Raw genomic sequence first — 20,760 nt, 5'->3', positions numbered from 1 at the left:
AGCAACATGGCCCCGGGTCGGGTCCCGGGGCCGGCCTCCAGCGGCCGGCCCCGGCACGGAGCACCGCTCGATCAGGAGGACTGGCGCCATCTCCGGCCGTCGCGGGCGGTCAGCGACGAGGCCTCGGGCGGCCCCCAGGTGGCCGCCTGGTACAGCGGGATGGGGCCGGGGTGGGCGGCCCAGTACTTCATCACCGGGTCGACGATGCGCCAGGACCGGCCGACCTCGTCGGCGCGGATGAACAGGGTCGGATCGCCGATCAGGGCGTCGAGGATGACCCGCTCGTAGGCGTCGGGGGACTGCTCCTCGAAGCTGTGGTACGAGAAGTCCATGGAGGCCTTCTGCACGCGGAAGGCGTGCCCGGGCACCTTGGCGCCGAAGCGGAGGCTCAGCCCCTCGTCGGGCTGCACCCGCACGATGAGCGCATCGGGCTCGAGGTTCCCGCTGGTGCCGGGGAACAGCGGCAGCTGCGGCGGACGGCGGAACTCCATCGCGACCTCGGTGACCCGGGCCGGCAGCCGCTTGCCGGTGCGGACGTAGACCGGGACGCCGGTCCAGCGCCAGTTCTGCACGCGCAGGCGCATCGCCACGAACGTCTCGGTGGTGCTCAGCGGGTCGACGCCCGGCTCCTCCCGGTATCCCGGCATGAGGTCGTCGCGGGTCCCGCCGCGGCTGTACTGGCCGCGCACGGTGTTCACCGCGATCTCCTCCTCCTCGTCCAGCGGGTGGATGGCGCGCAGCAGTTTCACCTTCTCGTCGCGGATCGCCTCGGCGTGAAAGGAGGTGGGGGGCTCCATGAGGAACAGCGACAGCACCTGCAGGACGTGGTTCTGGACGATGTCGCGCATGGCGCCGGTGGTCTCGTAGAAGCCGCCGCGGTCGCCGACGCCCAGGGTCTCGGCGACGGTGATCTGCACGTTGTCGACCCAGGTCCGGTTCCAGATCGGCTCGAAGATGGAGTTGGCGAACCGGAGCGCGAGGAGGTTCTGCACCGTCTCCTTGGCGAGGTAGTGGTCGATCCGGAAGATCTGCTCCTCGGTGAACGCCGTGGACAGGTCGGCGTAGAGGTCCCGGGCGCTGTCCTCGTCCCAGCCGAACGGCTTCTCGATCACGGCGCGGACGAACGCGTCACCCTCAGGCACCGACAGCCCCGCCCTGCCCAGGCTCAGGGCGATCGGCCCGAACAGGCGTGGCGGGGTGGAGAAGTAGAAGACCCGGTTGCCGGCGCTGCCGTGCGCCCGGTCGCACTCGGCCATCACCTCGGCCAGCCGCCGGTAGGTGGCCGGGTCGTCGTAGCCGCCGTGCACGTAGCGGGCCGTCAAGGTGAGCGCGTCCCACCGGGCGTGGTCCTCGCCCGACACGCTGCGCCGGCAGAGGTCGCGGAACTCGTCGTCGGTCATGGGCGTCCGGGCGACGCCGACCAGCGCCACCTCCGGCGGGAGCGCCCCGTACCCGGCCAGCCGCGCGAGCGCCGGCAGCAGCTTGCGGGCGGTGAGGTCGCCCGAGGCGCCGAAGATCACGAGTACGCACGGCGGAGATCGGCGATCCACTTCGGCGGTCATGGCGGGAGCATGCCGCATCCGGCCGGTGCCGCAGGGTCAGGAGGTGCGCCGGTGCTGCGGAACGGGGCGGGCGTCGGTCGTCAGCTGCCAGCGGCCGGTGATCGTGCGCCGGTGGATGCGCCAGCCCGCGCCGGTCCGGACCACGACGTCGTCGTAGGTCCCGCCGTGCCACCGGTGGGCGTCGTGCTCCGGGCGGGTGTACGGCACGGCCAGGGAACTGCGCACGCGCACCTCGCCGGGCCCGCCGCTGACCACGACGTCGCAGACGTGGTGCGCCGAGGACCCGGCCGCCGTGGCGAAGAACGCGACGATCGCGTCGATGCCCTCGATCGGCGGCCGGTCGCGGCCGGCGAAGACCACCGTCGCGTCGGCGGTGAAGATCTCGGCCAGCGCGCCGAACTCGCCGTCGTCGAGGTGGTGCCCGTACAGCGCGAGCAGCTGGTGGACGGCCAGCACGTCCCCGGGGGCGAGCCCCGGGTCAGGCACCCGGCGTCCCGATCATCCCGGCGACGGTGCGGTGGAAGTGCTGGACGCCGGGCTCGTTGCGGCCGAACACCAGGTCGGTGCCGGTCATGGCGTCGAGGCCGCGCTGGACGCCCTCGCCGGTGCGGTAGTCCTCCTCGAGCGTGACCTCGTAGAACCAGTCCCGGGCGTGGTCGGCGACCTTGACCTCCTCGTCGTCGACCGGCGGCTCCCGCAGGAGCGTGTGCTGCTCGGTGGTCGAGGTGTCCCACGAGGTGCCGGGGAGCACGATCGACACCTCCACGATCCGGCGCCAGCCGCCGGCGATCGCGATGCCGGGGAAGAGCCAGAAGATCGGCCCCACGTTCGCCGCCGGCTCCCACGACTCCTCGGGGAGGTCCGCGGACCCGCCGATCGTCTTGAGCGCGAAGGCGACCCGCATGTGCGGGCCGAAGGAGTCGAAGGTGGCCATGTTCGAGTGGTTGGTCCGGAACACCGTGTTCGTGTGCAGCGAGGCGAAGTGGTAGCCCTCCAGGTAGCCGTCGACCACCAGCTTCCAGTTGGGGCCGGGCAGGTGCGTCGTCCCGTGGTGGTGGCAGCGGTCCAGCCCCAGGCCGTCGAGCAGCGGCGCCATGTCGCCGAGCCAGGCGTCCAGGTCGAGGGTCGCCGTGCGGTCGAGGGAGATGAAGACGAACCCGGCCCGCTCCGCCGCCGGGAGGGTCAGCAGGCCCATGGTGGAGCGGTCGACCGGCCCGAACGTCTCCTCGCCGTAGACGCCGACCAGGCAGCCGGCCAGGTCGTAGGACCACGCGTGGTAGGGGCAGGTGATCCGCCGGGCCCGGCCGGTGCCGCCGGCCAGCAGTTCCGCGCCCCGGTGCCGGCAGGCGTTGACGAACGCGTGCACGCCGCCGGAGCGGTCCCGGGTGATCAGGACCGGGGTGCCGACGACCTCGACCGCCTTGTAGCTCCCCGGCTCCGGGAGCTCGGCCGACAGGGCGACCGCCAGGGGCACCCGCCGGTGGATCTGCTCCACCTCGCGTGCCCAGACGTCGGGGTCGCGGTAGTTGGCGACCGGTTCGACGTACTGCTCCGGCGCCCGGTCGGTGCCGCCCTCCCGGAAGAGGCCGACGAGCCGGCGCATGACCGAGAGGGCGTCGTCGCGCAGCGCGGGGGAGAAGTCGAGCGCGGGGACGTACGGCGGAGTCGACACGGAGGCCTCCAGACGGAGAGGGGCACCCCGCCCGGGGCGCAGGTCGTCTATACGAGTGAGTCTCCGGATCGCAGCGGAGACCGTCAACCGGCGGAGCCGGGCGCCGCCTCGCCGTCGTACGACAGCACGTAGCGGACCCGGTCCCCGCGCGCGCACCGGCGGACCCGCAGGACCGGCGTGCCGTCCGCGTCGGCGGTCAGCCCCTCGCGGACCAGCACCGGCGCACCGATCCGCACGCCGAGGCGCTCGGCGTCCTGCGCGCCGGCCGCCTCCGCGCCGAAGGAGCGCCAGACGTGGTGCAGCGGACCGGCCGACCGGTCGAGCAGCAGCCCGTAGACGCCGTCGGTCTCCCGCCACTGCGTGGCGAGGTCCGCCAGCCGGTCGTCGGGACCCCAGGCCGTCGAGGACACCCAGGTCTCGCCGTTGACCTCGAGCCGGCTGTCGACCCGGCGGAGTGGTCCGCGCGGGTGCCGCAGGTCCGCGCGGACGGCGTCGTCGTCGGCGATCTCCGTGGAGACGAGCACGTCGCGGTAGTGCCGGCCCTCGGCCTCCAGCTGGGCGCGCAGGCTGGTGGAGAACTCCTCGCGGGACAGCGGGATGGTGACGGCGATCGGGGCCGGCCGCGGGGTGACGAAGGTGCCGGCCCCCTGACGGGCGTGCAGCAGGCCCTCCCGGGCCAGCTCGTCGAGGGCCCGCCGGACGGTCAGGCGGTGCACGTCGAGCTCGGCGGCCAGCACGGGCTCGCTGGGGAGCCGGTCGCCGGCGCGGTACTCGCCGGCCGCGATCCGCCCGGCGAGGACCTGGCGCACCTGCCGGTACAGCGGCGGCTGACCGCCCCGGTCCCCGGTCATGGCCGCACGCTACTGCAGGGCCCGCGCGGTCCCCGCCGCCGCTTGTCCGGGTCGTCTATACGACCTAGGGTCGGGTGCCGTGGACCTGGGTCTCGCCGGCAGGCGCGCCGTGATCTCCGGCGGCAGTCACGGGATCGGCCGCGCGGTGGCCGCCCGGCTGCTCCGCGAGGGCGCGAGCGTCGCCATCTGCGCCCGCGACGAGAAGGGCGTGGCGGCCGCGGTCGAGGAGCTCGGCGACCTCGGCACGATCGTCGGCCACGCCTGCGACGTCGCCGACGAGCAGGCGGTCCGGCGGTGGGTGGACGCGGCGGCCGAGGCGCTCGGCGGCATCGACGTGGTGGTCAGCAACGCCAGTGCCAGCGGGCAGCACGGCGACGGCGCCGCCCCGTGGCAGACCAACTTCACCGTCGACGTGCTCGGCTGCGTCGCGCTCTGCGAGGCCAGCAAGCCCCACCTCGACCGGTCGGACGCCGCGGCCATCGTGCAGATCGGGACGATCACCGCCATCGAGCACCATGACGTGCCGATCAACCCCAGCTACGGCGCCATGAAGGCCGCCACGATCAACTACATGGCCCAGCTCGCCCAGCGCTGGGGGCCCGACGGCATCCGCGCGAACACGGTCTCTCCCGGCCCGATCCTGATCGAGGGGCGCAAGTGGGACGACCTGCGCGAGCGCCGCCCGGAGATCTACGCGCGCGACCGCGACCGGCACCCCACCAGGCGCATGGGCACCGCGGACGAGGTGGCCGCCATCGTCGCCGTCCTGGCCAGCCCGGCGGCCAGCTGGGTGAATGGCGAGAACGTCGTCGTCGACGGCGGCTACACCAAGCGCGTCGGGTTCTGAGGTCGCCGCCGGATGGACGCGGGGACGAGGGGGAACGGCGCACCGGTCGCGCTGGTCACGGGCGCGGCCTCCGGGATCGGCCGCGCGACGGTCGAGGTGCTGCTGGAGCGCGGCGGGTCCGTCGTCGCCGTCGACCTGTCCGCGGCCGACCTGGGCTGGCTCGCCTCCGCCGACCGCGCCGTGGCGGTGGCGGCCGACGTCACCGACGAGGGCGCGAACGCGGCCGCGGTCGCCGCCGCCGAGCAGCGGTTCGGCCGGCTCGACGTCGTCGTCCTCAACGCCGGCGTGCGGGGGACCGGTGACCTCGAGACGGCCGACCTGGAGGTGTTCGACCGCTCGGTCTCGGTCAACCTGCGCGCGGTCGTGCTCGGCCTGCGCGCGGCGGTCCCGGCGCTGCGCCGGGCGGGCGGCGGATCGGTCGTGGTGACGGCCTCGGTGACCGCGCTCGGCGGCGAGCCGCGGCGCTGGCCCTACGCCGCGGCCAAGGCCGGGGCGGTCAACCTGGTGCGCTCGGTGGCGGTGGACCTCGCGACGAGCGGCATCCGGGTCAACGCCGTGCTGCCCGGGCCGGTCCGCACCGGCATGACCGCGCACATCGCCGAGGGCGAGGAGCGCTACGAGGCGCTGCGGCGCATGGTCCCCATGCAGCGGTGGGCCGACCCGCGCGAGGTCGCGGAGGTGATCGCGTTCCTCGGGTCGCCCGCGGCGTCGTTCGTCACCGGGGTGGCGCTGCCGGTCGACGGCGGCGTCACGGCCGGCAGCGGGCAGGCCCTGCCGCCCCCGCTGCCGGGTGCGTGACCCTCCCGGGCGCACGACAGGCCCCCCGCCGGTGCGCTGGATAGGGTCTCTGCACGCGTCGAACGGAGCCGAGCATGACCGCGACCAGGCCGGACAGGACCACTCCCGAGGCCGCCGTGCGCAGACCCCGCCCGGTGGCCGCCGAGCCGCTGCCCGTCGACGAGGACGAGGCGACCGCCCTCGTCGAGGGCGGCGAGGCGGTCGGCATCCCGTCGTCCCTCGGTGTCCTGAAGGGCATCGCCTCCGCCCTCGCCCAGCCCGGGCCGGTCACCCGCGGCGCCGGGCGGCTGCTGCGCGACTGGGCGTCGATCGCTCGCGGCACCGACGAGCACCGCCCGTCGGCGAGGGACCGGCGGTTCGCCGACCCGGCCTGGTCGGTCAACCCGGTCTACCGGCGGCTGGCCCAGGGCTACCTCGCCCTCGGCTCGCAGCTGGACCGGCTGGTCGCCGAGTACGAGCAGAGCGCGGGGGACTGGCACGACGTCGAGCGCGCGCGGTTCGCCGTGGGCATCCTCACCAGCGCCCTGGCGCCGACGAACACCCTCCCGGGCAACCCGGCCGCCCTCAAGCGGGCCTTCGACACCGCCGGGGCCAGCCTCGTGCGCGGCGCGCGCCAGTTCGCCTCCGACGTCCGGCGCAACGGCGGGATGCCCGCGCAGACCGACCGCAGCGCCTTCACCGTCGGCGAGGACCTGGCCGTCACCCCCGGCGACGTCGTCCACCGCGACGACGTCGCCGAGGTCATCGAGTACCGGCCGAGCACCCCGACGGTCCACGAGCGGCCGCTGCTGGTCGTCCCGCCTCCGATCGGCCGCTACTACTTCCTCGACCTGCGCCCCGGGCGCAGCTTCGTGGAGTACGCGGTGAGCCGGGGACTGCGGGTGTTCATGGTCAGCTGGCGCAACCCCAGCGCGGCGCAGGCCGACTGGGACATCGACACCTACGCCGGTGCGATCGTGCGCGCCCTGGACGTCGTGAAGGACGTCTCGGGCTCCGAGGACGTCAACACGCTGGGCTTCTGCGCCGGCGGCATCCTGCAGTCCACGGTCCTCAGCCACCTCGCCGCCCGGGGCGACCACGGCGTCCACTCCGCCTCCTACGGGGTCACGCTGCTCGACTTCGGCACCCGGGCGCCGATCGGTGCCTTCTCCGCGCCCCGCATGCTCGAGATGGCCCGCGCCAGCTCGCGGCGGAACGGGCTGATCAGCGCCCGGTCGCTGGGGGCGGTCTTCAGCTGGATGCGCCCCGACGACCTGGTGTTCAACTACGTGGTCAGCAACTGGCTGATGGGCGAGCGCCCCCCGGTCTTCGACATCCTGGCCTGGAACGCCGACGGGACGAACCTGCCGGCCGCCCTGCACGGCCAGTTCCTCGACATCTTCCGCGCCAACACCCTGGTCACCGGCGGCCTGCGGGTGCTGGGCACGCCGGTCGACCTGAGCCGGATCACGGTGCCGGTCTTCGTCACCGGCGCGGTCAACGACCACCTCACCCCGTGGACCGGCTGCTACCGGACCACCGAGCTGGTGTCCGGGCCGGCCACCTTCGTGCTGAGCAACGCCGGCCACATCGCCAGCCTGGTCAACCCGCCCGGCAACCCGAAGGCCAGCTACCTGGTCGGCGGCGAGCCCGGCGCCGGCGCCGAGCACTGGCGGGAGACTGCCGAGAAGCGGACCGGGACGTGGTGGGAGGCCTGGGCCGACTGGGTGCTGGAGCGCTCCGGCGAGCGGCGGCCGGCCCCGGCGTCCACCGGCAGCGCGCGCCACCCCGCGCTCGAGCCGGCCCCCGGCTCCTACGTCCGCGACCGGACGCCGTCCCCGGCCGCGGGCTGAGCCCGTGCCCCTGGTGCTGCTCGTCCGCCACGGCCAGGCCTCCTTCGGCGGCGACGACTACGACCGCCTGTCCGACCAGGGCCGGCAGCAGGCCGAGGCGACCGGTCGGTGGCTGGCCGGCCGCGGGCTGCGCCGGCCGGTGGCCGTGCACGGGTCGCTGCGCCGCCAGCGGGACACCGCACGGCTCGCGCTGGCCGCCGCGGGCCACGACGTGGAGCCGCGGACCGACCCGCGATGGGACGAGTACGACCACATCGGCCTGGTCCGCCGGTACGCGGCGGCGCACGACGCCGGGGAACCCCGGTCCTCCCGCGAGTTCCAGGTGGTCCTCGACGCGGCGCTGACCGCCTGGGTCGAGCACGGTGACGAGGGTGGCTGGCCGGCCTTCACCACCGGCGTGGCCGCCGCGCTCGCGGAGCTGGCCGCGGAGCTGGAGCAGGGGCAGGACGCCGTCGTCTTCACCTCCGCCGGCGTCATCGCCGCCGCCTGCGCCGGGCTGCTGGGCACCGGGGCGGCCGGGCTCGTGGCGCTCAACCGGGTCGCGGTGAACGGCGCGGTCACCAAGGTGGCCGCCGGGCGCACCGGGCTGGCCCTGCTGAGCTTCAACGAGCACAGCCACCTCGACGACGCCGGCATCACCTACCGCTGACCGACGACGACAGGGGACGCATGGAGATCCGTGGGCGGACGGCGCTGGTCACCGGGGCCAACCGCGGGCTGGGGCTGGTCTTCGCCGAGGAGTTGCTCGCCCGGGGCGCCGCGCGGGTCTACGCCGCCGCCCGCGAGCCCGCGACGCTGGCGCCGGCCCGCGACCGGCTGGGGGAGCGGCTGGTGCCGGTCCGGCTGGACGTGACCCGGGCCGCGGACCGCGCCGCTGTCGCCGAGGCCTGCGGGGACGTGGAGCTGCTGGTCAGCAACGCCGGGCTCGCCCCCAGCGGCCGGGTGCTGGACACTGACGAGGCGGTGTGCCGGGAGACCTTCGAGGTCAACGTCTTCGGCCCCCTGGCGCTGGTGTCCGAGCTCGCCCCGGCGCTGCGGCGGCACCGCGGCGGGGTGCTGTTCGTCAACTCGCTGACCGGGCTGGTCGTCTCCCGCAGCTCGCCGGTGTACGGGGCCAGCAAGGCGGCGCAGCGGATGCTCGCGCTGGCGCTGCGCGAGCAGCTCGGCGCCGACGGCGTCGTCGTCACCACCTCCCACCCGGGGTTCGTCGACACCGACATGGCCACCGCGGTGCCCTACCCCAAGGCGACGCCGCAGGAGGTGGTGCGGCGGTCGCTGGACGCCTGGATGGCCGAGGCGACCGTCGTCTTCCCCGACCGCCTCGCCGACCTGGTGGAGCAGGCGCTGCTGACGCGGATGCCGGAGGTGCTCGCCGAGCCGCAGCGGGTGATGACCGGCCTGGTGGCCGAGCTGGCCGACCCGCCGCGCTGACCGGCGCCGCGCCGCGAACGCCCGGGACGGGGCGCCCGGCTCAGGCCTGCCGCGCCGCCGCCATCACCGCCCGGGTCGCGTCGTGCAACCGGCGGGCGACCTCGTCGGCCGGGCGCTCCAGCAGTTCGGTGGAGATCACCTCCACCGACAGCGGCACGGTCACGCCCATCTGCGCCAGCAGCGACAGGAACCCGGTCAGGTCGAACTCGCCCTCACCGGGGACGACGCGGTGCCGGGTGCAGTCGGTGTAGTAGTCCGCGTCCACCGGCCGCCGCGGGCCGTCGTCCAGCTGCACGGCGAAGATCCGGTCCGCCGGGATGGCACGCAGCATGTCGGCGTCGTCCGCGCCGCGGAAGTGGTGCCAGGAGTCCAGGCAGATCCCGCCGTTGGACCGGCCGGCCCGGGTGACGATCTCCATCGCGGTCGCCGCATCGGGGATGTTCGTCATCTCCGGCAGGAACTCGATGGCCGCGCACAGCCCGTGCTCGGCGGCGCGGTCGCAGACACCGGCGAAGGCCTCCGCGGCGTCGTCCAGCGTGCCGGCGTAGGGGCCGATCACCTGGACGTGGTGCGCGGGCCCGAGCGCCTCGCCCATCGCGAGGACGGCGCGCTCGGCCTCCAGGTACGCCGCGCGCTCCGGCCCCGTCGCCGTCCAGCCGCGCAGCGCCTCCAGCTCCACCACGCGCATCCCGTGCTCGTCCAGGACCGCCCGCAGGTCGGCGTCGGTCGCCCCCTCGGCCCGCAGCCGCCGGTAGTCGGCGGCGTAGAGGCCGAGGGCGGCGAAGCCGGCGGCCGCGGCCGCGCCGACCCGTTCGGCGAACGGGCGGTGCCGCCCCAGGCTGAAGTGCGCGAGGACCAGGTCGTCCGGGCCGAGGTCGGGGTAGCCGGGCAGCGCGGCCAGGCGGTCGGCGGCCGGCAGGGGAGCGGGCACGCTCAGGCCCCGGCGTCCGCGTCGGCCGGCACGCCGCTGCGGCCGGCCTCGCGGACCAGGTCGCGGCGGCTGGCCCACCGGCCGTGCTCCCCGGGGGCGACGTCCTCCTTCGAGCCGGTCGTCAGCCCGCCGTCGACGACCAGCGTGTGCCCGCTGACGAACCCGGCGTCGTCGCTGGCCAGCCACAGCGCCGCGTGCGCGATGTCGGCGGACTCGCCGATCCGACCGCGCAGCGGCGTGCGGGTGGCGAAGGCCGCGCGGGCCTCGTCCATCGCGTCGGGGTCGCCGACGATGTTCGCGGCGTTCATCGGGGTGAGGATCTTGCCCGGGGCGATGGCGTTGACCCGGATCGACCAGGCGCCGAGCTCCGCGGCGACGTTCTTCGTCAGCGCGACGACCCCGGCCTTGGCCGCGCCGTAGACGTGCGGGCCGAGCCCGCCGTGCAGGCCGCCGATGCTGGTCGTGGAGAGGATGACCCCCGAGTGCCGGGGCTTCATCACCCGCGCGGCGTGCTTCATGCCGAGGAACACCGAGCGCAGCAGCACCGCCATCGTGAACTCGTACTCCTCCAGCGGGATCTCGTCGATCCCGCCGTGGGCGCCGACGATGCCCGCGTTGTTGAACATGCAGTCCAGCCGGCCGAACTCGGCGACGGCGGTGTCGACCAGGCCGGCGACCTGGTCCTCGGCCGTGACGTCGCAGTGCACGTAGCGCGCGTCGGGCCCCAGTTCGGCGGCCAGTGCCCGGCCCCGGTCGTCCTGGATGTCGCCGAGGACCACGCTGGCCCCCTCGGCCGCCATCAGCCGCGCCGTCGCCTCACCCAGCCCGCTGGCCGCCCCGGTGATCGCGACGACCTTGCCGGCCACTCGTCCGCCCACGGTTCTCCCTCGACAGCAGTAACTTGTGACCGGCTACACTAACGACCCGGCGGGGCCGCGGCCAGCCCCCGTCCTGGCGCACTGCGGCGCAGGGGAGGACCCGGCATGGGCAGGCTCGACGGGAAGGTCGCCTTCATCACCGGCGCGGCGCGCGGCCAGGGCCGCTCGCACGCGGTGCGGCTGGCGCAGGAGGGGGCCGACGTCATCGCCGTGGACGCGCTGGCCGACGTCGCCAGCGTGGGCTACCCGATGGCGACCGCCGAGGACCTCGCCGAGACCGTCCGGCTGGTCGAGCAGGCCGACCGGCGCATCGTGGCGCGCCGGGTCGACGTCCGCGACGGGGCCGGCCTGGCCCGGGCTCTCGACGAGGGGGTGGCCGAGCTCGGCCGGCTCGACGTCGTCGTGGCCAACGCCGGGGTGGCCTCCTTCTCGCCGGCGGAGGACATGCCGGACGCGATGTGGGACGACATGATCGACATCAACCTCAGCGGCGTCTTCCGCACGGTGCGCCCGGCCATCCGGCACCTGAAGGCCAACGCCGACGGCGGGTCGATCGTGCTCATCGGCTCGGTCGGCGGGCTGCGCGGCGTCATGAACATCGTCCACTACAGCGCGGCGAAGTTCGGCCTGGTCGGCATGACCAAGGTGCTCGCCCAGGAGCTGGCCCCGCACCGCATCCGGGTGAACATCGTGCACCCCACCAACGTGTCCACCAGCATGATCCACAACGAGTCGCTGTACCGGCTCTTCTTCCCCGACCGCGATCCGGCCACGGTGACCCCCGCGGACACCGAGCCGCTCATGCGGGCCACCAACCTGCTGCCCGTGGGCTGGGTGGAGCCGGCCGACATCAGCGAGGCGGTGCTCTACCTGGTCTCGGACTCGGGGCGGTACGTCACCGGCATCGAGCTGCCCGTGGACGCCGGCTACTCGACGCGATGAGCGGCTCCGCGCGCCGTCACCGCGGGGTTGCCGGCGGTCCACCAGCGGTCGAGGCGGCGCTCGCGGATCCGCCAGCCGTCGGCGGTCCGGGTGAACCGGTCCCGGTAGCAGCCGGCGATGACGTACTGCTCGCCGCCGGGCACGCCCTCCCGCACGTGCTGGGCGTGCAGGTAGCAGCGCGACGTCGCCTCGTCCCCGGCCAGGTCGACGACGAACGTGCCGACCAGGTGCTGGGTGCGGCCCAGCGGCGCGACGGCGGTGCGGATCGTGTCCTCGATCGCCGCGCGGCCGTGCAGCGGCCGGTCGGCGTGGTAGATCCCCACCGCGTCGGGCGTGAAGCAGGAGCGGAAGCGGTCCCAGTCGCGGTCGTCGATCGCATCGGCGTAGCGGATGCAGACGTCCACGATCGCCCGCTCGTCGAGCAGTTGCTGGATCTCCGGGTGCACGGGGCGAGCCTGCCGCAGCACCGCCCGTCCCCGTCAACCCCCGGACCCGCCCAGCCCGGCCGCAGGAGGCCCCGATGCCCACGCCGACACTGACCGCCGAGGCGCTCGGCCGCCTGATCGCGGCGGCCGAGCCGGGCCGGCGCGCGACCGTGACCGGGCTGCGCCCGATCACCGGCGGCTACAGCCGGCTCAGCGCCGTCGCCGACGTCCGGTGGGACGACGGGGCCGCCGAGCGCCTGGTGCTGCGCGGCGACCCGCCGCCCGGCGAGGGGGTGTTCGACAGCGACCGGGACGCCGAGTGGGAGCTGCTGCAGGCCCTGGCCGCGTCCGGCGCGGTGCCCGTGGCCCGCCCCCGCTGGTACGACGCCACCGGCGAGCACCTGGGGACCAAGTGCATCGTCGTCGACCACGTCGCGGGCCGGAACCTGCAGGAGGTGCTCCGGACGGCGGAGGACCCCGCCGCCCCGGCGGGCACCTTCGTCGACGCGGTCGCGGCGGTGCACGCCGTGCCGCTGGACACGCTCCCGGCGGGGATGACCCGCCCGGCGAGCTGGGACGACTACCTCGACGGTGTGCTGGACCTCTACCGCGACGTCGACCGGGAGATCGCCGACAGCAGCCCGGTGCTGCGGTACGTCGCCGCCCGGCTGCGGGGCCACCGCCCGCCGCCGGTGCCCTTCACCCTCGTGCACGGCGACTGCCAGCCGACCAACGTCCTCGTCCGGGATCCCGCCGTCGGCGGGCACGTCGTCATCGACTGGGAGTTCGCCCGCATCGGCGATCCCCGCGAGGACCTGGGGTACTACACGCAGATCCCGATGCAGCCCAACGCCTACACCGCCGACCCGGCCGGCTTCCTGGCCCGCTACCGGGAGCGGACCGGGCTCACCGAGGAGCAGGTCAACCCGGCCACGGTGGAGTACTTCCTGGTCGTCGGGATGGCCCGGCTGCTCGTGCAGATCCTGCGTGCCCTCGACGCGGTCGCCGCCGGCGGCACCCGGGGGGTCATGGCGACCTACTTGGTCAACGCGGTGACCCACCAGTACGGCCTCTACCTCGACGTGGCGCGGGAGGTGGCGTCGTGATCGGGCGGCCGACCACCGAGCAGGTGCTGCTCGACTGCTGCCGGGTGCTGGCCGACGTCCTCCCCGAGGTGGCCGACGAGACCACCGTCGTCCGGCTGGTCATGCTGGAGAAGGTGCTGCGCAACGCGGCGGTCCGGGCGGCGCACGAGATCGCCTGGATGCGCGAGGAGACCGCCGCGATCCAGGCGTACGCCGGTGCGGTCGAGGCCGTCACCGCGGACGGCGCGCTGCAGGCCGCGCTCGCCGAGCTGGCGGCCGGACCGCACGCCGGCCTGCACCTCGACGACGTCACCGAGGTGTACTGCCGGGCCGGGGACGTCCTGTCGGCGGCCCTGGAGGCGGCCCTCGCCGCGGGCCGGGAGGACCTGGTCCGGGACGGCGAGGCGGTGCTGGCCGCCCGCCTGGAGCACGAGCACCGGATCGTCGGGGGATGGGACTCCGCCGGTCGCTGACCGGGCAGGGGACGTCGCGAGCAGAGGAGCCGCCGTGCCGCCGTTGACCGTGGGCCTGCCCAACTACGGCTCCTACCTGGGCGAGCGGCCGTGGCGGACCCTGCTCGACCTCGCCGCCGCCGTGGAGGAGGCCGGGCTGGACGGCGTCTCGGTCGTCGACCACGTCGTCATGGGGTCGCGGGTGGAGGCCTACCCCTACGGCCGCTTCCCCGGCGGGCCGCACGCTCCCTGGCTGGAGCCGCTGACCGTGCTGGCGGCGGTCGGCGGCGTCACCGAGCGGGTGGAGCTGGCCACCGCGGTGCTGGTGTCCCCGCTGCGGCCGGCCGCCCTGCTGGCCAAGACCGCCGCGACGCTCGACCAGCTCTGCGGCGGACGGCTGGTGCTCGGGATCGGCACCGGCTGGCAGGAGGAGGAGTACCGGGCCCTCGGCGCGGACTGGGACCGGCGCCACCGCGTCCTCGACGACCAGCTGGCCGCCTGCCGGGAGCTGTGGACCGGCGGCCCGGTGACCCTCGACGCGGAGACGGTGACGCTCGAGGGCATCCACTGCCACCCCCGCCCGGTGCGCCCCGGCGGGGTGCCGTTCTGGATCGGGGGCCGGCTCACCGAGCGCAACCTGACCCGGATCGTCCGGTGGGGGAGCGGCTGGATCCCCGCACCGGTCGACCGGCCCGACGACGTCGCCGCCGGGGTGCGACGCCTGCGGGCGGCGCTGGTGGCGGCCGGCCGGGACCCGGCCTCGGTGCGCGTCCGGGTGACGCCGGAGGCCGTGCGCGACGGGGCGGGCAGGGTCGACCTCGCCGCCTCGCTGGCCGGGGCCGCCGGCCTGCTGGCGGCCGGGGGCACCGACCTGTTCGTCTCGCTGATGGGCTGGTGCCCCGACCCCGCGGGCGCCCCGGGCTTCCTCCGCGACCTGGCCGCGGCCCACCGCGCCGCCGGCTGACCGGCGGCGCGGTGCCCGGTCTCAGGCGGTCGCGGGGACGGCGGCGCTGGCCGCCACGAAGTCCCGCAGCACCGGGTAGATCTCGGCCTCCCAGCGGGAGCCGCTGAAGACCCCGTAGTGCCCGACGCCCTCCTGCAGGTGGGTGCGCCGGCGGTCGGCGGGGATGCCGGTGCACAGGTCGTGGGCGGCGGCGGTCTGGCCGGGGGTGCACATGTCGTCGCGGGCGCCCTCGATGGTGAGCAGTGCGGTCCGGGTGATCGCCGCCGGGTCGACCCGCTGCCCGCGCCAGGTGAACCGGCCGGTCGGCAGGTGGTCCTCCATGAAGATCCGCTGGAGCGTCTCCAGGTAGAACTCGGCCGGCACGTCCATCACCGCGCCGTACTCGTCGTAGAAGGCGCGGGTGGTCTCGGCCGCCACCGTCTCCCCGGACACGAGGGCGCGGTACATCCCCAGGTGCGCGGTGAGGTGCCGCTTGGGGTTCATCGACATGAAGGCCGCCAGCTGCACCACGCCGGGGTAGACCCGGCGGCCCGCGCCGGCGTGCCGCGCCGGCACGGTGTCGACCACCCAGCGCTCGAAGAACGACAGCGGCCGCTTGGCGGCGAGCTCGTTGACCGGCCCCGGGTTGACCCGCGTGTCGACCGGCCCGGCGATCAGCGTGAGGCTGGCCGGTTGCGCGGGGTCGTCCTCGGCGGCCAGCAGGGACACCGCGGCCAGCACCGGGACGGCGGGCTGGCACACCGCCACCACGTGGGTGTCCGGGCCCAGGTGCCGCAGCGCCTGCATCACGTGCTCGATGTACTCGTCGAGCCCGAAGGCCCCGTGCTCGAGCGGGATGTCGCGGGCGTTGTGCCAGTCGAGGACGAAGACGTCGTGGTCCCGCAGCAGGGTGCGGATCGTCGGGCGCAGCAGCGTGGTGAAGTGCCCGGACATCGGCCCGACGACCAGGACACGGGGCTGCCCCTGGACCGCGGGCCGGGCGAAGTGCTGCAGGGTCGCGAAGGGGGTCGCGAACTCCGGCTCGCGGCGGACCCGGACCTCACGGCCTCCGACGGACACCGTGTCGATGCCCCACTCGGGGCACCGGTGGGTGGGCCGGGCCCGGGCGACGATGTCGCAGGCCGCCCGCAAGCGCCGGGCGCCGGGGAGCCCCGCGAGCGGGGCCGGCAGCGCGCCCACGGCCCGCGCGGTGAGCGCCGAGGTCATCCGGACCGGCCGGACCGCCCGCCGGTGCAGCTCGTAGGCGTTGTAGAGCATCGGCCTGCCTTCGCATCGGCCCGGTGCCGGAGTGACCGGGGCCACAGGCGACATTAACGGCGGTTCACGGCGGCGGCAGGTCGACGCGGCGGGCGCGGCCGCCGGTGGCCGCTCCGCGCCCCATCCGCCCCTCGCCCCTCACCACACCGTCCCTCACCACACCGGTGGGCGGGCGGGGCGCTCGCCGGTGCCGATGCGCGCGGCCCGGTCGGCGACGACCGGCGCGTAGCCGGGGTGGGTCAGGATCCAGAACCGCCGGGCGCGCACGGCGTCGAGCACCTGCCCGGCGGCCTCCTCGGCCGTGAGGGTCGGCTGCACGCCCGACACCGTCCGCGGTCCGGTCGCCGGTGCGGTGTCGCCCAGCGACGCCGGCCGGTTGCGGGCGCTGTCGGTGATCCGGGTGGCGACGAAGCCGGGGCAGAAGACGGAGACGCCGATGTCGGCACCCTCGGCGTCCAGGTCGTGCTGCAGGGACTCCGAGAGCGCCACCACGCCGGCCTTCGCCGTGGAGTAGGCGGCCAGCCGCGGCATCGGCAGCAGGCCGGTCATCGAGGCGGTGTTGACCACGTGGGCGCGGCCGCCCTGGGCGAGCATGCGGGGGACGAAGGCCCGGATGCCGTGGACGACGCTCCACAGGTCGACGCCGAGCACCCACCGCCAGTCGTCGACGGTGAGCGCCCAGGGACGCGCGCTCTTCACCACGCCGGCGTTGTTGCACAGCAGGTGCACCGCGCCGAACCGGGCGAACGACTCCTCGGCCAGGTGGTCGACGTCGCCGGCGGCGGAGACGTCGGCCGGGACCGCGTGCACCTGCGCCCCGGCTGCCGCCAGCTGCCCGGCCACCGCGTCCAGCCCGGGCCGGTCGATGTCGGAGAGCACGACGCGCATGCCCTCGGCGGCGAACCGCTCGGCCATCGCGCGGCCGAGACCGCTCGCCGCCCCGGTGACGACCGCCACCCGTCCGGCCAGGTCATCCACGGCCGGTCACCAGGTCCGCCGGTGCTCGGGGACGGGCCCCTGGTCGGGAGTGAGCTGCCACCGGCCGATGCAGGTGCGGGCGGCCAGCCGCCAGCCCGCCGGGGTCGGCACGGCGACGTCGTCGTACGTGCCGCCGTACCACCGCGTGGGGACGTGCGTGTCGCGGGTGTAGGGCACGAAGAACTTGCTGCGCACGAGGACCCGGCCGCCGCGCCGGACCACGACGACGTTGGTGGTGTGGTGCGCCGAGGGGTGGTTGGCCCCGGCGAAGAAGGCGCGCACCTCCTCCAGCCCGTGCAGCACCGCCGGAGCGCCCGCCCGCGTGTAGTCCAGCACGGCGTCGGGGGTGAAGACCTCGGGCAGCGCGGCCCAGTCCCGGTCGTCGAGGACGTGCCCGTAGTACGCCAGCAGCTGGTGGATCTGCAGCACGTCGTCGGTCCCGGGCCAGCCGTCCGGTCCTGGGTGGGTCATGGGTCAGCGGCTCCGGGGGCGGGGGTCGACGAGGACCTTGACGTCGTCGGACGTTCCGGCGGCCAGCGCCCGCAGCGCGGGCTCGAGGTCGTCGAGGGCGACGGTGCGGCTGTGCAGCGGCGCGACGCGCACCCTGCCGTCGGCGAGGAACGCCATGCTGCGGCGGACGTCCTCGTGGGTGAAGGCATTCGAGGCGACCAGCGTGAGCTCCCTGGCCAGCCAGCGCGCGCCGTCGACGGCGGCCGGCCGGGACAGGAAGCTGAGCAGGCCGACGACGCCGCCGGTGCGGGCCAGGTCGGCGGCCGTCTGCAGCAGCGCCGGGACGCCCGCGCACTCCAGGACGACGTCGGCGCCGAGGCCGCGGGTGCGCTCCCGCACGGTGTCGGGGGCCTCCTCGGGCAGCACCGCGGCCGAGGCGCCGAGCTCGAGCGCCAGCCGCCGCCGGGCCCCCGCCGGTTCGACGACGAGCACCTCACCGGCGCCGGCGGCGCGGGCGAACTGGAGGGCGAGAAGCCCGATGGGACCGGCGCCCTGCACGACGACGGTGTCCCCGGGGGTGATCCGCGACCGGCGCACGCCGTGGAGGGCCACCGCGGCCGGTTCCACCTGCGCCGCCTCCTCGTCGCGCAGGTCCGGGTGGGCCGGGACCACCCGTCCGGCCTCGACGGTGAGGCTGGGCGCGAACCCGCCGTGCGGCGGGGCGAGCTCGCTCCTGCCGCGCGCCACCGCCGACGTCGTGCGGCAGTGCTCGGCCAGGCCCGTCCGGCACTCCGGGCAGCGGCCGCAGGCCGGCGGGACAGCGACGACGACGCGGTCGCCCTCCGCGAGACCCGCGACCCCGGGACCGACCGCGCCGAGGACGCCGACCCACTCGTGCCCGCAGACGGCCGGGCTGTGCAGGTGCCCGGTGCGCCAGGAGGCGACGTCGGTGCCGCAGATCCCGCACAGCGAGATCTCGACCGAGACGCACCCCTCCGGCGGCGGGGTCCGGGGGAAGCCGCGGTACTCCAGCGCCTCCCGGCCGGTGATCAGCGCGGCGGTGACCTCACCCACCGGCGCCTGCCGGGACGAGGGCAGCGGCGGCGGCGCCGGCGACCCGGCCGAAGACGACGCAGTTGGCGTAGGAGTTGCCGCTGCCGACGTAGGCCGGGCCGATCACGCCACCGGTGCACTCGCCGGCGGCGAACAGGCCCGGCACCGGTCGACCGGCCCGGTCCAGCACCCGCGCGTCCCGGTCGATGCGCGGTCCGCAGGCGGTGAAGCACACGGTCGCCGGGCGGATCTCGGCGCCGTAGAAGGGCGGGGTGGCGATCGGCTCGAGGAACCCCGGGTCCTTGAGGTAGTCGCTGTCCTCGCCGGCGGCGACCTGCTCGTTGTGCCGGGCCACGCTGCCCTCGAAGGCGTCGACCGGGAGGCCGAGGGCCTCGGCGAGCTCCGCGGTCGTGTCCGTGCGGTGCACCTTGCCGGCGGCCACCATCTGCTCGACCACGTCGGCGTTCCAGTGCGGGCTCTGCCTCTTGGTCGACCCGGGGATCTTCTGCTTGTAGCGGGCGACCCCGGCGGCGGTCGCCGCGATCAGCGTGGCGTCGTCGAAGACGGCGTAGGCGACGTCGCCCTGCGCGCGCAGCAGGCCGTCGGTGATGCCGTAGGGCGCGGTCTCGTCGAAGAACCGCCGGCCCTCGCGGTTCACGATCACGATCCAGCCGGGCAGGTAGGCTTCGTAGATCGGCGCGAAGCCGGCGTGCAGCAGCCGCAGCCCGCGGTCGTGACCGAGGACCTGGGCGCCGACCTGGTCGGCGAGGTCGAGGGCGTCCCCGCGCGACCCGGGGGCGCCGATGTACCAGGCGCACCCGGTCGCCGCCGCCGACGGGTAGTGGGCTGCGAGCCGGTCCGGGTCGTCGCCGAAGCCGCCGGTGGCGAGCACCACCGCCCCGGCGGTGATGGTGTCGGCGCCGACGGCGATGCCGGTCACCGCGCCGTCCTCCACCAGCAGCCGGTCGACCCGCCGGCCCAGCGCGACCTCGACCCCGGCCTGCCGGCAGGCCCGGTGCAGGACGTCGACGACGGCCTGGCCGCGGCCGATCGGCACGTGCACCCGGGGCACCCGCTCGTCGCCGCCGTAGACCAGCTGGTCGTGGAACTCGACGCCCAGGTCGCCCAGCCACTCCACGGTCGGCCCGGCGAGGTCGGCCAGCCGCCGCGCGACCCCGGCCTCGACGTCCCAGTGGTTGAGCGTCATGTAGTCGGAGAAGAGCGAGCCGGCGTCGTCGGCGATGCCCAGCGCCCGCTGGTAGCGGGTGCCGGCGCCCATGGTCAGGCCGCCGGACAGCCGGCTCGACCCCCCGACCACGCCCTCGGCCTCGGCGACGAGCACGCGGCCCGCGCCGTTCTCCCGTGCCGACAGGGCGGCAGCCAGCCCGGCCGCGCCGGAGCCGACCACGAGGACGTCGACGTCCCGGTCGGGGCTCATGCCCGCGCTCCCGACCGCACCCGGCCGATCAGCTCGCGGACCCGGTCGCCGGCCACCCGGGCGGCCTCGACCGCCGGCATCGCGGCGGTCGCGGGGGAGATGACCTCCGGGCCCACCCAGCGCAGGGCGCCGATGCGGTCCAGCTCCCGGACCGCCCGCTCGAGGTCGAGCGCGCCGTCGCCGGGCAGCAGGCGGTTCTGGGTGTCCTGGTCCAGCGTGCCGTGGACCTCGGCCGCCGCGTCGTCGATCTGGACGGCGAGCACCCGCTCCCCGGGCACCTCAGCGAGAACGTCGAAGTCGGGGTCGCCGCGGTAGAAGTGCCAGGTGTCGAACAGCAGGCCGCCGTTGGGCCGGTCGGCGGCCCGGACGACGCTCCAGGCGGTCGACAGGTCCGGGATCGCCGTCATCGGGATGAACTCGAGGTGCGCCTGCGCGCCGAAGCCGGCGATGCGGTCGCAGGCGGCGCCGAACGGCCCGGCGATCTCCTCCGGGGTGAGGTGGCTGCTCGCCTGGCCGACGAAGGTGATCGTGACCGCCTGCAGCTGCTCGGCCATCGTCAGCGCCTCCTCGACGCCGAAGCGGGCGAAGCGGGAGCTGCGCGGGGGCCCGTCGTACCAGTTCATCACCGGGTCCAGCACCACCTCGAGCCCGGCGTCCCTGATCCGCCGGCCGAGCTCGGCCGGCGGCGTGCCGGCCTCCGCGGCCCGGGCGACGTCGAGGGTGCTCACCGACAGCCGGGTGTAGCCGCCGGCCCGGGCCGCCTCCAGGCGCGGGGGGATGGGGCTCTCCAGGCCGACGGTGCCCGACCACAGGACCCAGCCGATGTCGTCCAGCGCCGCCGTGCCGTCCATCCGCCTGCGTCTCCCTCGGTCGGTGGCCGGATGCTACGAGGGTTTCTGGAAGCCGTCTACAGA

22 protein-coding genes are annotated in these 20,760 nt (G+C 75.4%); 9 read left to right on the top strand and 13 right to left on the bottom strand.

Annotated elements, in window-relative coordinates; all coding sequences use genetic code 11:
* Positions 1-71 precede the first annotated feature (71 nt).
* The 4 genes from zwf to ACK586_RS06765 form a co-directional block, all read right to left on the bottom strand.
* Complete coding sequence (gene zwf / locus ACK586_RS06780) at positions 72-1,562, bottom strand: glucose-6-phosphate dehydrogenase (RefSeq protein WP_409329699.1); 1,491 nt, start codon at positions 1,560-1,562, stop codon at positions 72-74.
* 36 nt (positions 1,563-1,598) lie between these two features.
* On the bottom strand, positions 1,599-2,048 hold the full coding sequence (locus ACK586_RS06775; RefSeq protein ID WP_409329698.1) for a nuclear transport factor 2 family protein: 450 nt from the start codon (positions 2,046-2,048) through the stop codon (positions 1,599-1,601).
* Positions 2,041-3,234 (bottom strand): aromatic ring-hydroxylating oxygenase subunit alpha, encoded by a 1,194-nt coding sequence (locus ACK586_RS06770; RefSeq protein WP_409329697.1) that lies wholly within the window; start codon positions 3,232-3,234, stop codon positions 2,041-2,043. The genes ACK586_RS06775 and ACK586_RS06770 overlap by 8 nt, the downstream gene beginning before the upstream one ends.
* A gap of 83 nt (positions 3,235-3,317) precedes the next feature.
* Positions 3,318-4,085: a GntR family transcriptional regulator gene (locus tag ACK586_RS06765; protein WP_409329696.1), complete on the bottom strand. Its 768-nt coding sequence runs from the start codon at positions 4,083-4,085 to the stop codon at positions 3,318-3,320.
* 79 nt (positions 4,086-4,164) lie between these two features.
* On the opposite strand from ACK586_RS06765, the gene ACK586_RS06760 reads away from it, so the two are divergent.
* From ACK586_RS06760 to ACK586_RS06740, 5 genes are all read left to right on the top strand, one after another.
* Complete coding sequence (locus tag ACK586_RS06760; RefSeq protein ID WP_409329695.1) at positions 4,165-4,932, top strand: SDR family NAD(P)-dependent oxidoreductase; 768 nt, start codon at positions 4,165-4,167, stop codon at positions 4,930-4,932.
* Between the two features lie 12 nt (positions 4,933-4,944).
* Positions 4,945-5,730: an SDR family NAD(P)-dependent oxidoreductase gene (locus ACK586_RS06755; RefSeq protein ID WP_409329694.1), complete on the top strand. Its 786-nt coding sequence runs from the start codon at positions 4,945-4,947 to the stop codon at positions 5,728-5,730.
* Positions 5,731-5,804: 74 nt separating this feature from the next.
* The gene (locus ACK586_RS06750) at positions 5,805-7,562 is read left to right on the top strand and encodes a PHA/PHB synthase family protein (protein ID WP_409329693.1); all 1,758 of its coding nucleotides are present in this window, start codon (positions 5,805-5,807) and stop codon (positions 7,560-7,562) included.
* Between the two features lie 4 nt (positions 7,563-7,566).
* Positions 7,567-8,211, top strand: a complete 645-nt coding sequence (locus ACK586_RS06745) for a histidine phosphatase family protein (protein WP_409329692.1) — start codon at positions 7,567-7,569, stop codon at positions 8,209-8,211.
* Positions 8,212-8,231: 20 nt separating this feature from the next.
* Positions 8,232-8,993 carry an SDR family NAD(P)-dependent oxidoreductase gene (locus ACK586_RS06740; RefSeq protein WP_409329691.1) on the top strand — a complete coding sequence of 254 codons (762 nt, stop codon included), beginning with the start codon at positions 8,232-8,234 and terminating at the stop codon, positions 8,991-8,993.
* Positions 8,994-9,033: 40 nt separating this feature from the next.
* On the opposite strand, the gene ACK586_RS06735 is transcribed toward ACK586_RS06740, so the two are convergent.
* Together ACK586_RS06735 and ACK586_RS06730 are read right to left on the bottom strand one after the other, a co-directional pair.
* Entirely contained in the window at positions 9,034-9,924 is an 891-nt protein-coding gene (locus ACK586_RS06735; RefSeq protein ID WP_409329690.1) for a sugar phosphate isomerase/epimerase family protein, read from the bottom strand.
* Between the two features lie 2 nt (positions 9,925-9,926).
* The gene (locus ACK586_RS06730; RefSeq protein WP_409329689.1) at positions 9,927-10,802 is read right to left on the bottom strand and encodes a glucose 1-dehydrogenase; all 876 of its coding nucleotides are present in this window, start codon (positions 10,800-10,802) and stop codon (positions 9,927-9,929) included.
* Between the two features lie 105 nt (positions 10,803-10,907).
* Between ACK586_RS06730 and ACK586_RS06725 the strand changes: the two genes are divergently transcribed.
* Positions 10,908-11,744: a mycofactocin-coupled SDR family oxidoreductase gene (locus ACK586_RS06725; protein WP_409329688.1), complete on the top strand. Its 837-nt coding sequence runs from the start codon at positions 10,908-10,910 to the stop codon at positions 11,742-11,744.
* On the opposite strand, the gene ACK586_RS06720 is transcribed toward ACK586_RS06725, so the two are convergent.
* Positions 11,729-12,190 (bottom strand): nuclear transport factor 2 family protein, encoded by a 462-nt coding sequence (locus ACK586_RS06720; RefSeq protein WP_409329687.1) that lies wholly within the window; start codon positions 12,188-12,190, stop codon positions 11,729-11,731. The two genes, ACK586_RS06725 and ACK586_RS06720, sit on opposite strands and share 16 nt — an antisense overlap.
* A gap of 74 nt (positions 12,191-12,264) precedes the next feature.
* Here ACK586_RS06720 and ACK586_RS06715 point away from each other — a divergent pair, with 74 nt between their 5' ends.
* From ACK586_RS06715 to ACK586_RS06705, 3 genes are read left to right on the top strand one after another with little or no spacing between them, the layout of a single operon-like run.
* Entirely contained in the window at positions 12,265-13,275 is a 1,011-nt protein-coding gene (locus ACK586_RS06715) for a phosphotransferase family protein (RefSeq protein WP_409329686.1), read from the top strand.
* Entirely contained in the window at positions 13,272-13,727 is a 456-nt protein-coding gene (locus tag ACK586_RS06710) for a hypothetical protein (RefSeq protein ID WP_409329685.1), read from the top strand. Before ACK586_RS06715 ends, ACK586_RS06710 begins: the two co-directional genes overlap by 4 nt.
* A gap of 34 nt (positions 13,728-13,761) precedes the next feature.
* Complete coding sequence (locus ACK586_RS06705) at positions 13,762-14,670, top strand: TIGR03619 family F420-dependent LLM class oxidoreductase (RefSeq protein ID WP_409329684.1); 909 nt, start codon at positions 13,762-13,764, stop codon at positions 14,668-14,670.
* 21 nt (positions 14,671-14,691) lie between these two features.
* On the opposite strand, the gene ACK586_RS06700 is transcribed toward ACK586_RS06705, so the two are convergent.
* The 6 genes from ACK586_RS06700 to ACK586_RS06675 all read right to left on the bottom strand — a co-directional run bounded on the left by ACK586_RS06700 (position 14,692) and on the right by ACK586_RS06675 (position 20,697).
* Positions 14,692-15,927: a polyhydroxyalkanoate depolymerase gene (locus tag ACK586_RS06700; RefSeq protein WP_409329683.1), complete on the bottom strand. Its 1,236-nt coding sequence runs from the start codon at positions 15,925-15,927 to the stop codon at positions 14,692-14,694.
* A gap of 153 nt (positions 15,928-16,080) precedes the next feature.
* On the bottom strand, positions 16,081-16,905 hold the full coding sequence (locus ACK586_RS06695; protein ID WP_409329682.1) for an SDR family NAD(P)-dependent oxidoreductase: 825 nt from the start codon (positions 16,903-16,905) through the stop codon (positions 16,081-16,083).
* A gap of 6 nt (positions 16,906-16,911) precedes the next feature.
* Positions 16,912-17,376 carry a nuclear transport factor 2 family protein gene (locus tag ACK586_RS06690; RefSeq protein WP_409329681.1) on the bottom strand — a complete coding sequence of 155 codons (465 nt, stop codon included), beginning with the start codon at positions 17,374-17,376 and terminating at the stop codon, positions 16,912-16,914.
* 3 nt (positions 17,377-17,379) lie between these two features.
* Positions 17,380-18,429 (bottom strand): zinc-dependent alcohol dehydrogenase, encoded by a 1,050-nt coding sequence (locus ACK586_RS06685; RefSeq protein ID WP_409329680.1) that lies wholly within the window; start codon positions 18,427-18,429, stop codon positions 17,380-17,382.
* The gene (locus ACK586_RS06680; protein ID WP_409329679.1) at positions 18,422-19,846 is read right to left on the bottom strand and encodes an FAD-dependent oxidoreductase; all 1,425 of its coding nucleotides are present in this window, start codon (positions 19,844-19,846) and stop codon (positions 18,422-18,424) included. The genes ACK586_RS06685 and ACK586_RS06680 overlap by 8 nt, the downstream gene beginning before the upstream one ends.
* Complete coding sequence (locus ACK586_RS06675; RefSeq protein ID WP_409329678.1) at positions 19,843-20,697, bottom strand: sugar phosphate isomerase/epimerase family protein; 855 nt, start codon at positions 20,695-20,697, stop codon at positions 19,843-19,845. Before ACK586_RS06675 ends, ACK586_RS06680 begins: the two co-directional genes overlap by 4 nt.
* Positions 20,698-20,760: the final 63 nt, after the last annotated feature.

The sequence above is a fragment of the Trujillonella humicola genome, assembly GCF_046233715.1.
In the GTDB taxonomy this organism is placed as follows: Bacteria; Actinomycetota; Actinomycetes; order Mycobacteriales; family Geodermatophilaceae; genus Trujillonella; species Trujillonella humicola.
This window is presented reverse-complemented; position numbering and strand designations above follow the sequence as displayed.

What these genes read in the sequence shown, in the direction of transcription:
- ACK586_RS06675 (WP_409329678.1), bottom strand. Translation starts at nt 20,697, where the DNA reads ATGGACGGCACGGCGGCGCTGGACGACATCGGCTGGGTCCTGTGGTCG.
- ACK586_RS06715 (WP_409329686.1), top strand. Translation starts at nt 12,265, where the DNA reads ATGCCCACGCCGACACTGACCGCCGAGGCGCTCGGCCGCCTGATCGCG.
- ACK586_RS06680 (WP_409329679.1), bottom strand. Translation starts at nt 19,846, where the DNA reads ATGAGCCCCGACCGGGACGTCGACGTCCTCGTGGTCGGCTCCGGCGCG.
- ACK586_RS06725 (WP_409329688.1), top strand. Translation starts at nt 10,908, where the DNA reads ATGGGCAGGCTCGACGGGAAGGTCGCCTTCATCACCGGCGCGGCGCGC.
- ACK586_RS06755 (WP_409329694.1), top strand. Translation starts at nt 4,945, where the DNA reads ATGGACGCGGGGACGAGGGGGAACGGCGCACCGGTCGCGCTGGTCACG.
- ACK586_RS06690 (WP_409329681.1), bottom strand. Translation starts at nt 17,376, where the DNA reads ATGACCCACCCAGGACCGGACGGCTGGCCCGGGACCGACGACGTGCTG.
- ACK586_RS06765 (WP_409329696.1), bottom strand. Translation starts at nt 4,085, where the DNA reads ATGACCGGGGACCGGGGCGGTCAGCCGCCGCTGTACCGGCAGGTGCGC.
- zwf (WP_409329699.1), bottom strand. Translation starts at nt 1,562, where the DNA reads ATGACCGCCGAAGTGGATCGCCGATCTCCGCCGTGCGTACTCGTGATC.
- ACK586_RS06700 (WP_409329683.1), bottom strand. Translation starts at nt 15,927, where the DNA reads ATGCTCTACAACGCCTACGAGCTGCACCGGCGGGCGGTCCGGCCGGTC.
- ACK586_RS06750 (WP_409329693.1), top strand. Translation starts at nt 5,805, where the DNA reads ATGACCGCGACCAGGCCGGACAGGACCACTCCCGAGGCCGCCGTGCGC.
- ACK586_RS06740 (WP_409329691.1), top strand. Translation starts at nt 8,232, where the DNA reads ATGGAGATCCGTGGGCGGACGGCGCTGGTCACCGGGGCCAACCGCGGG.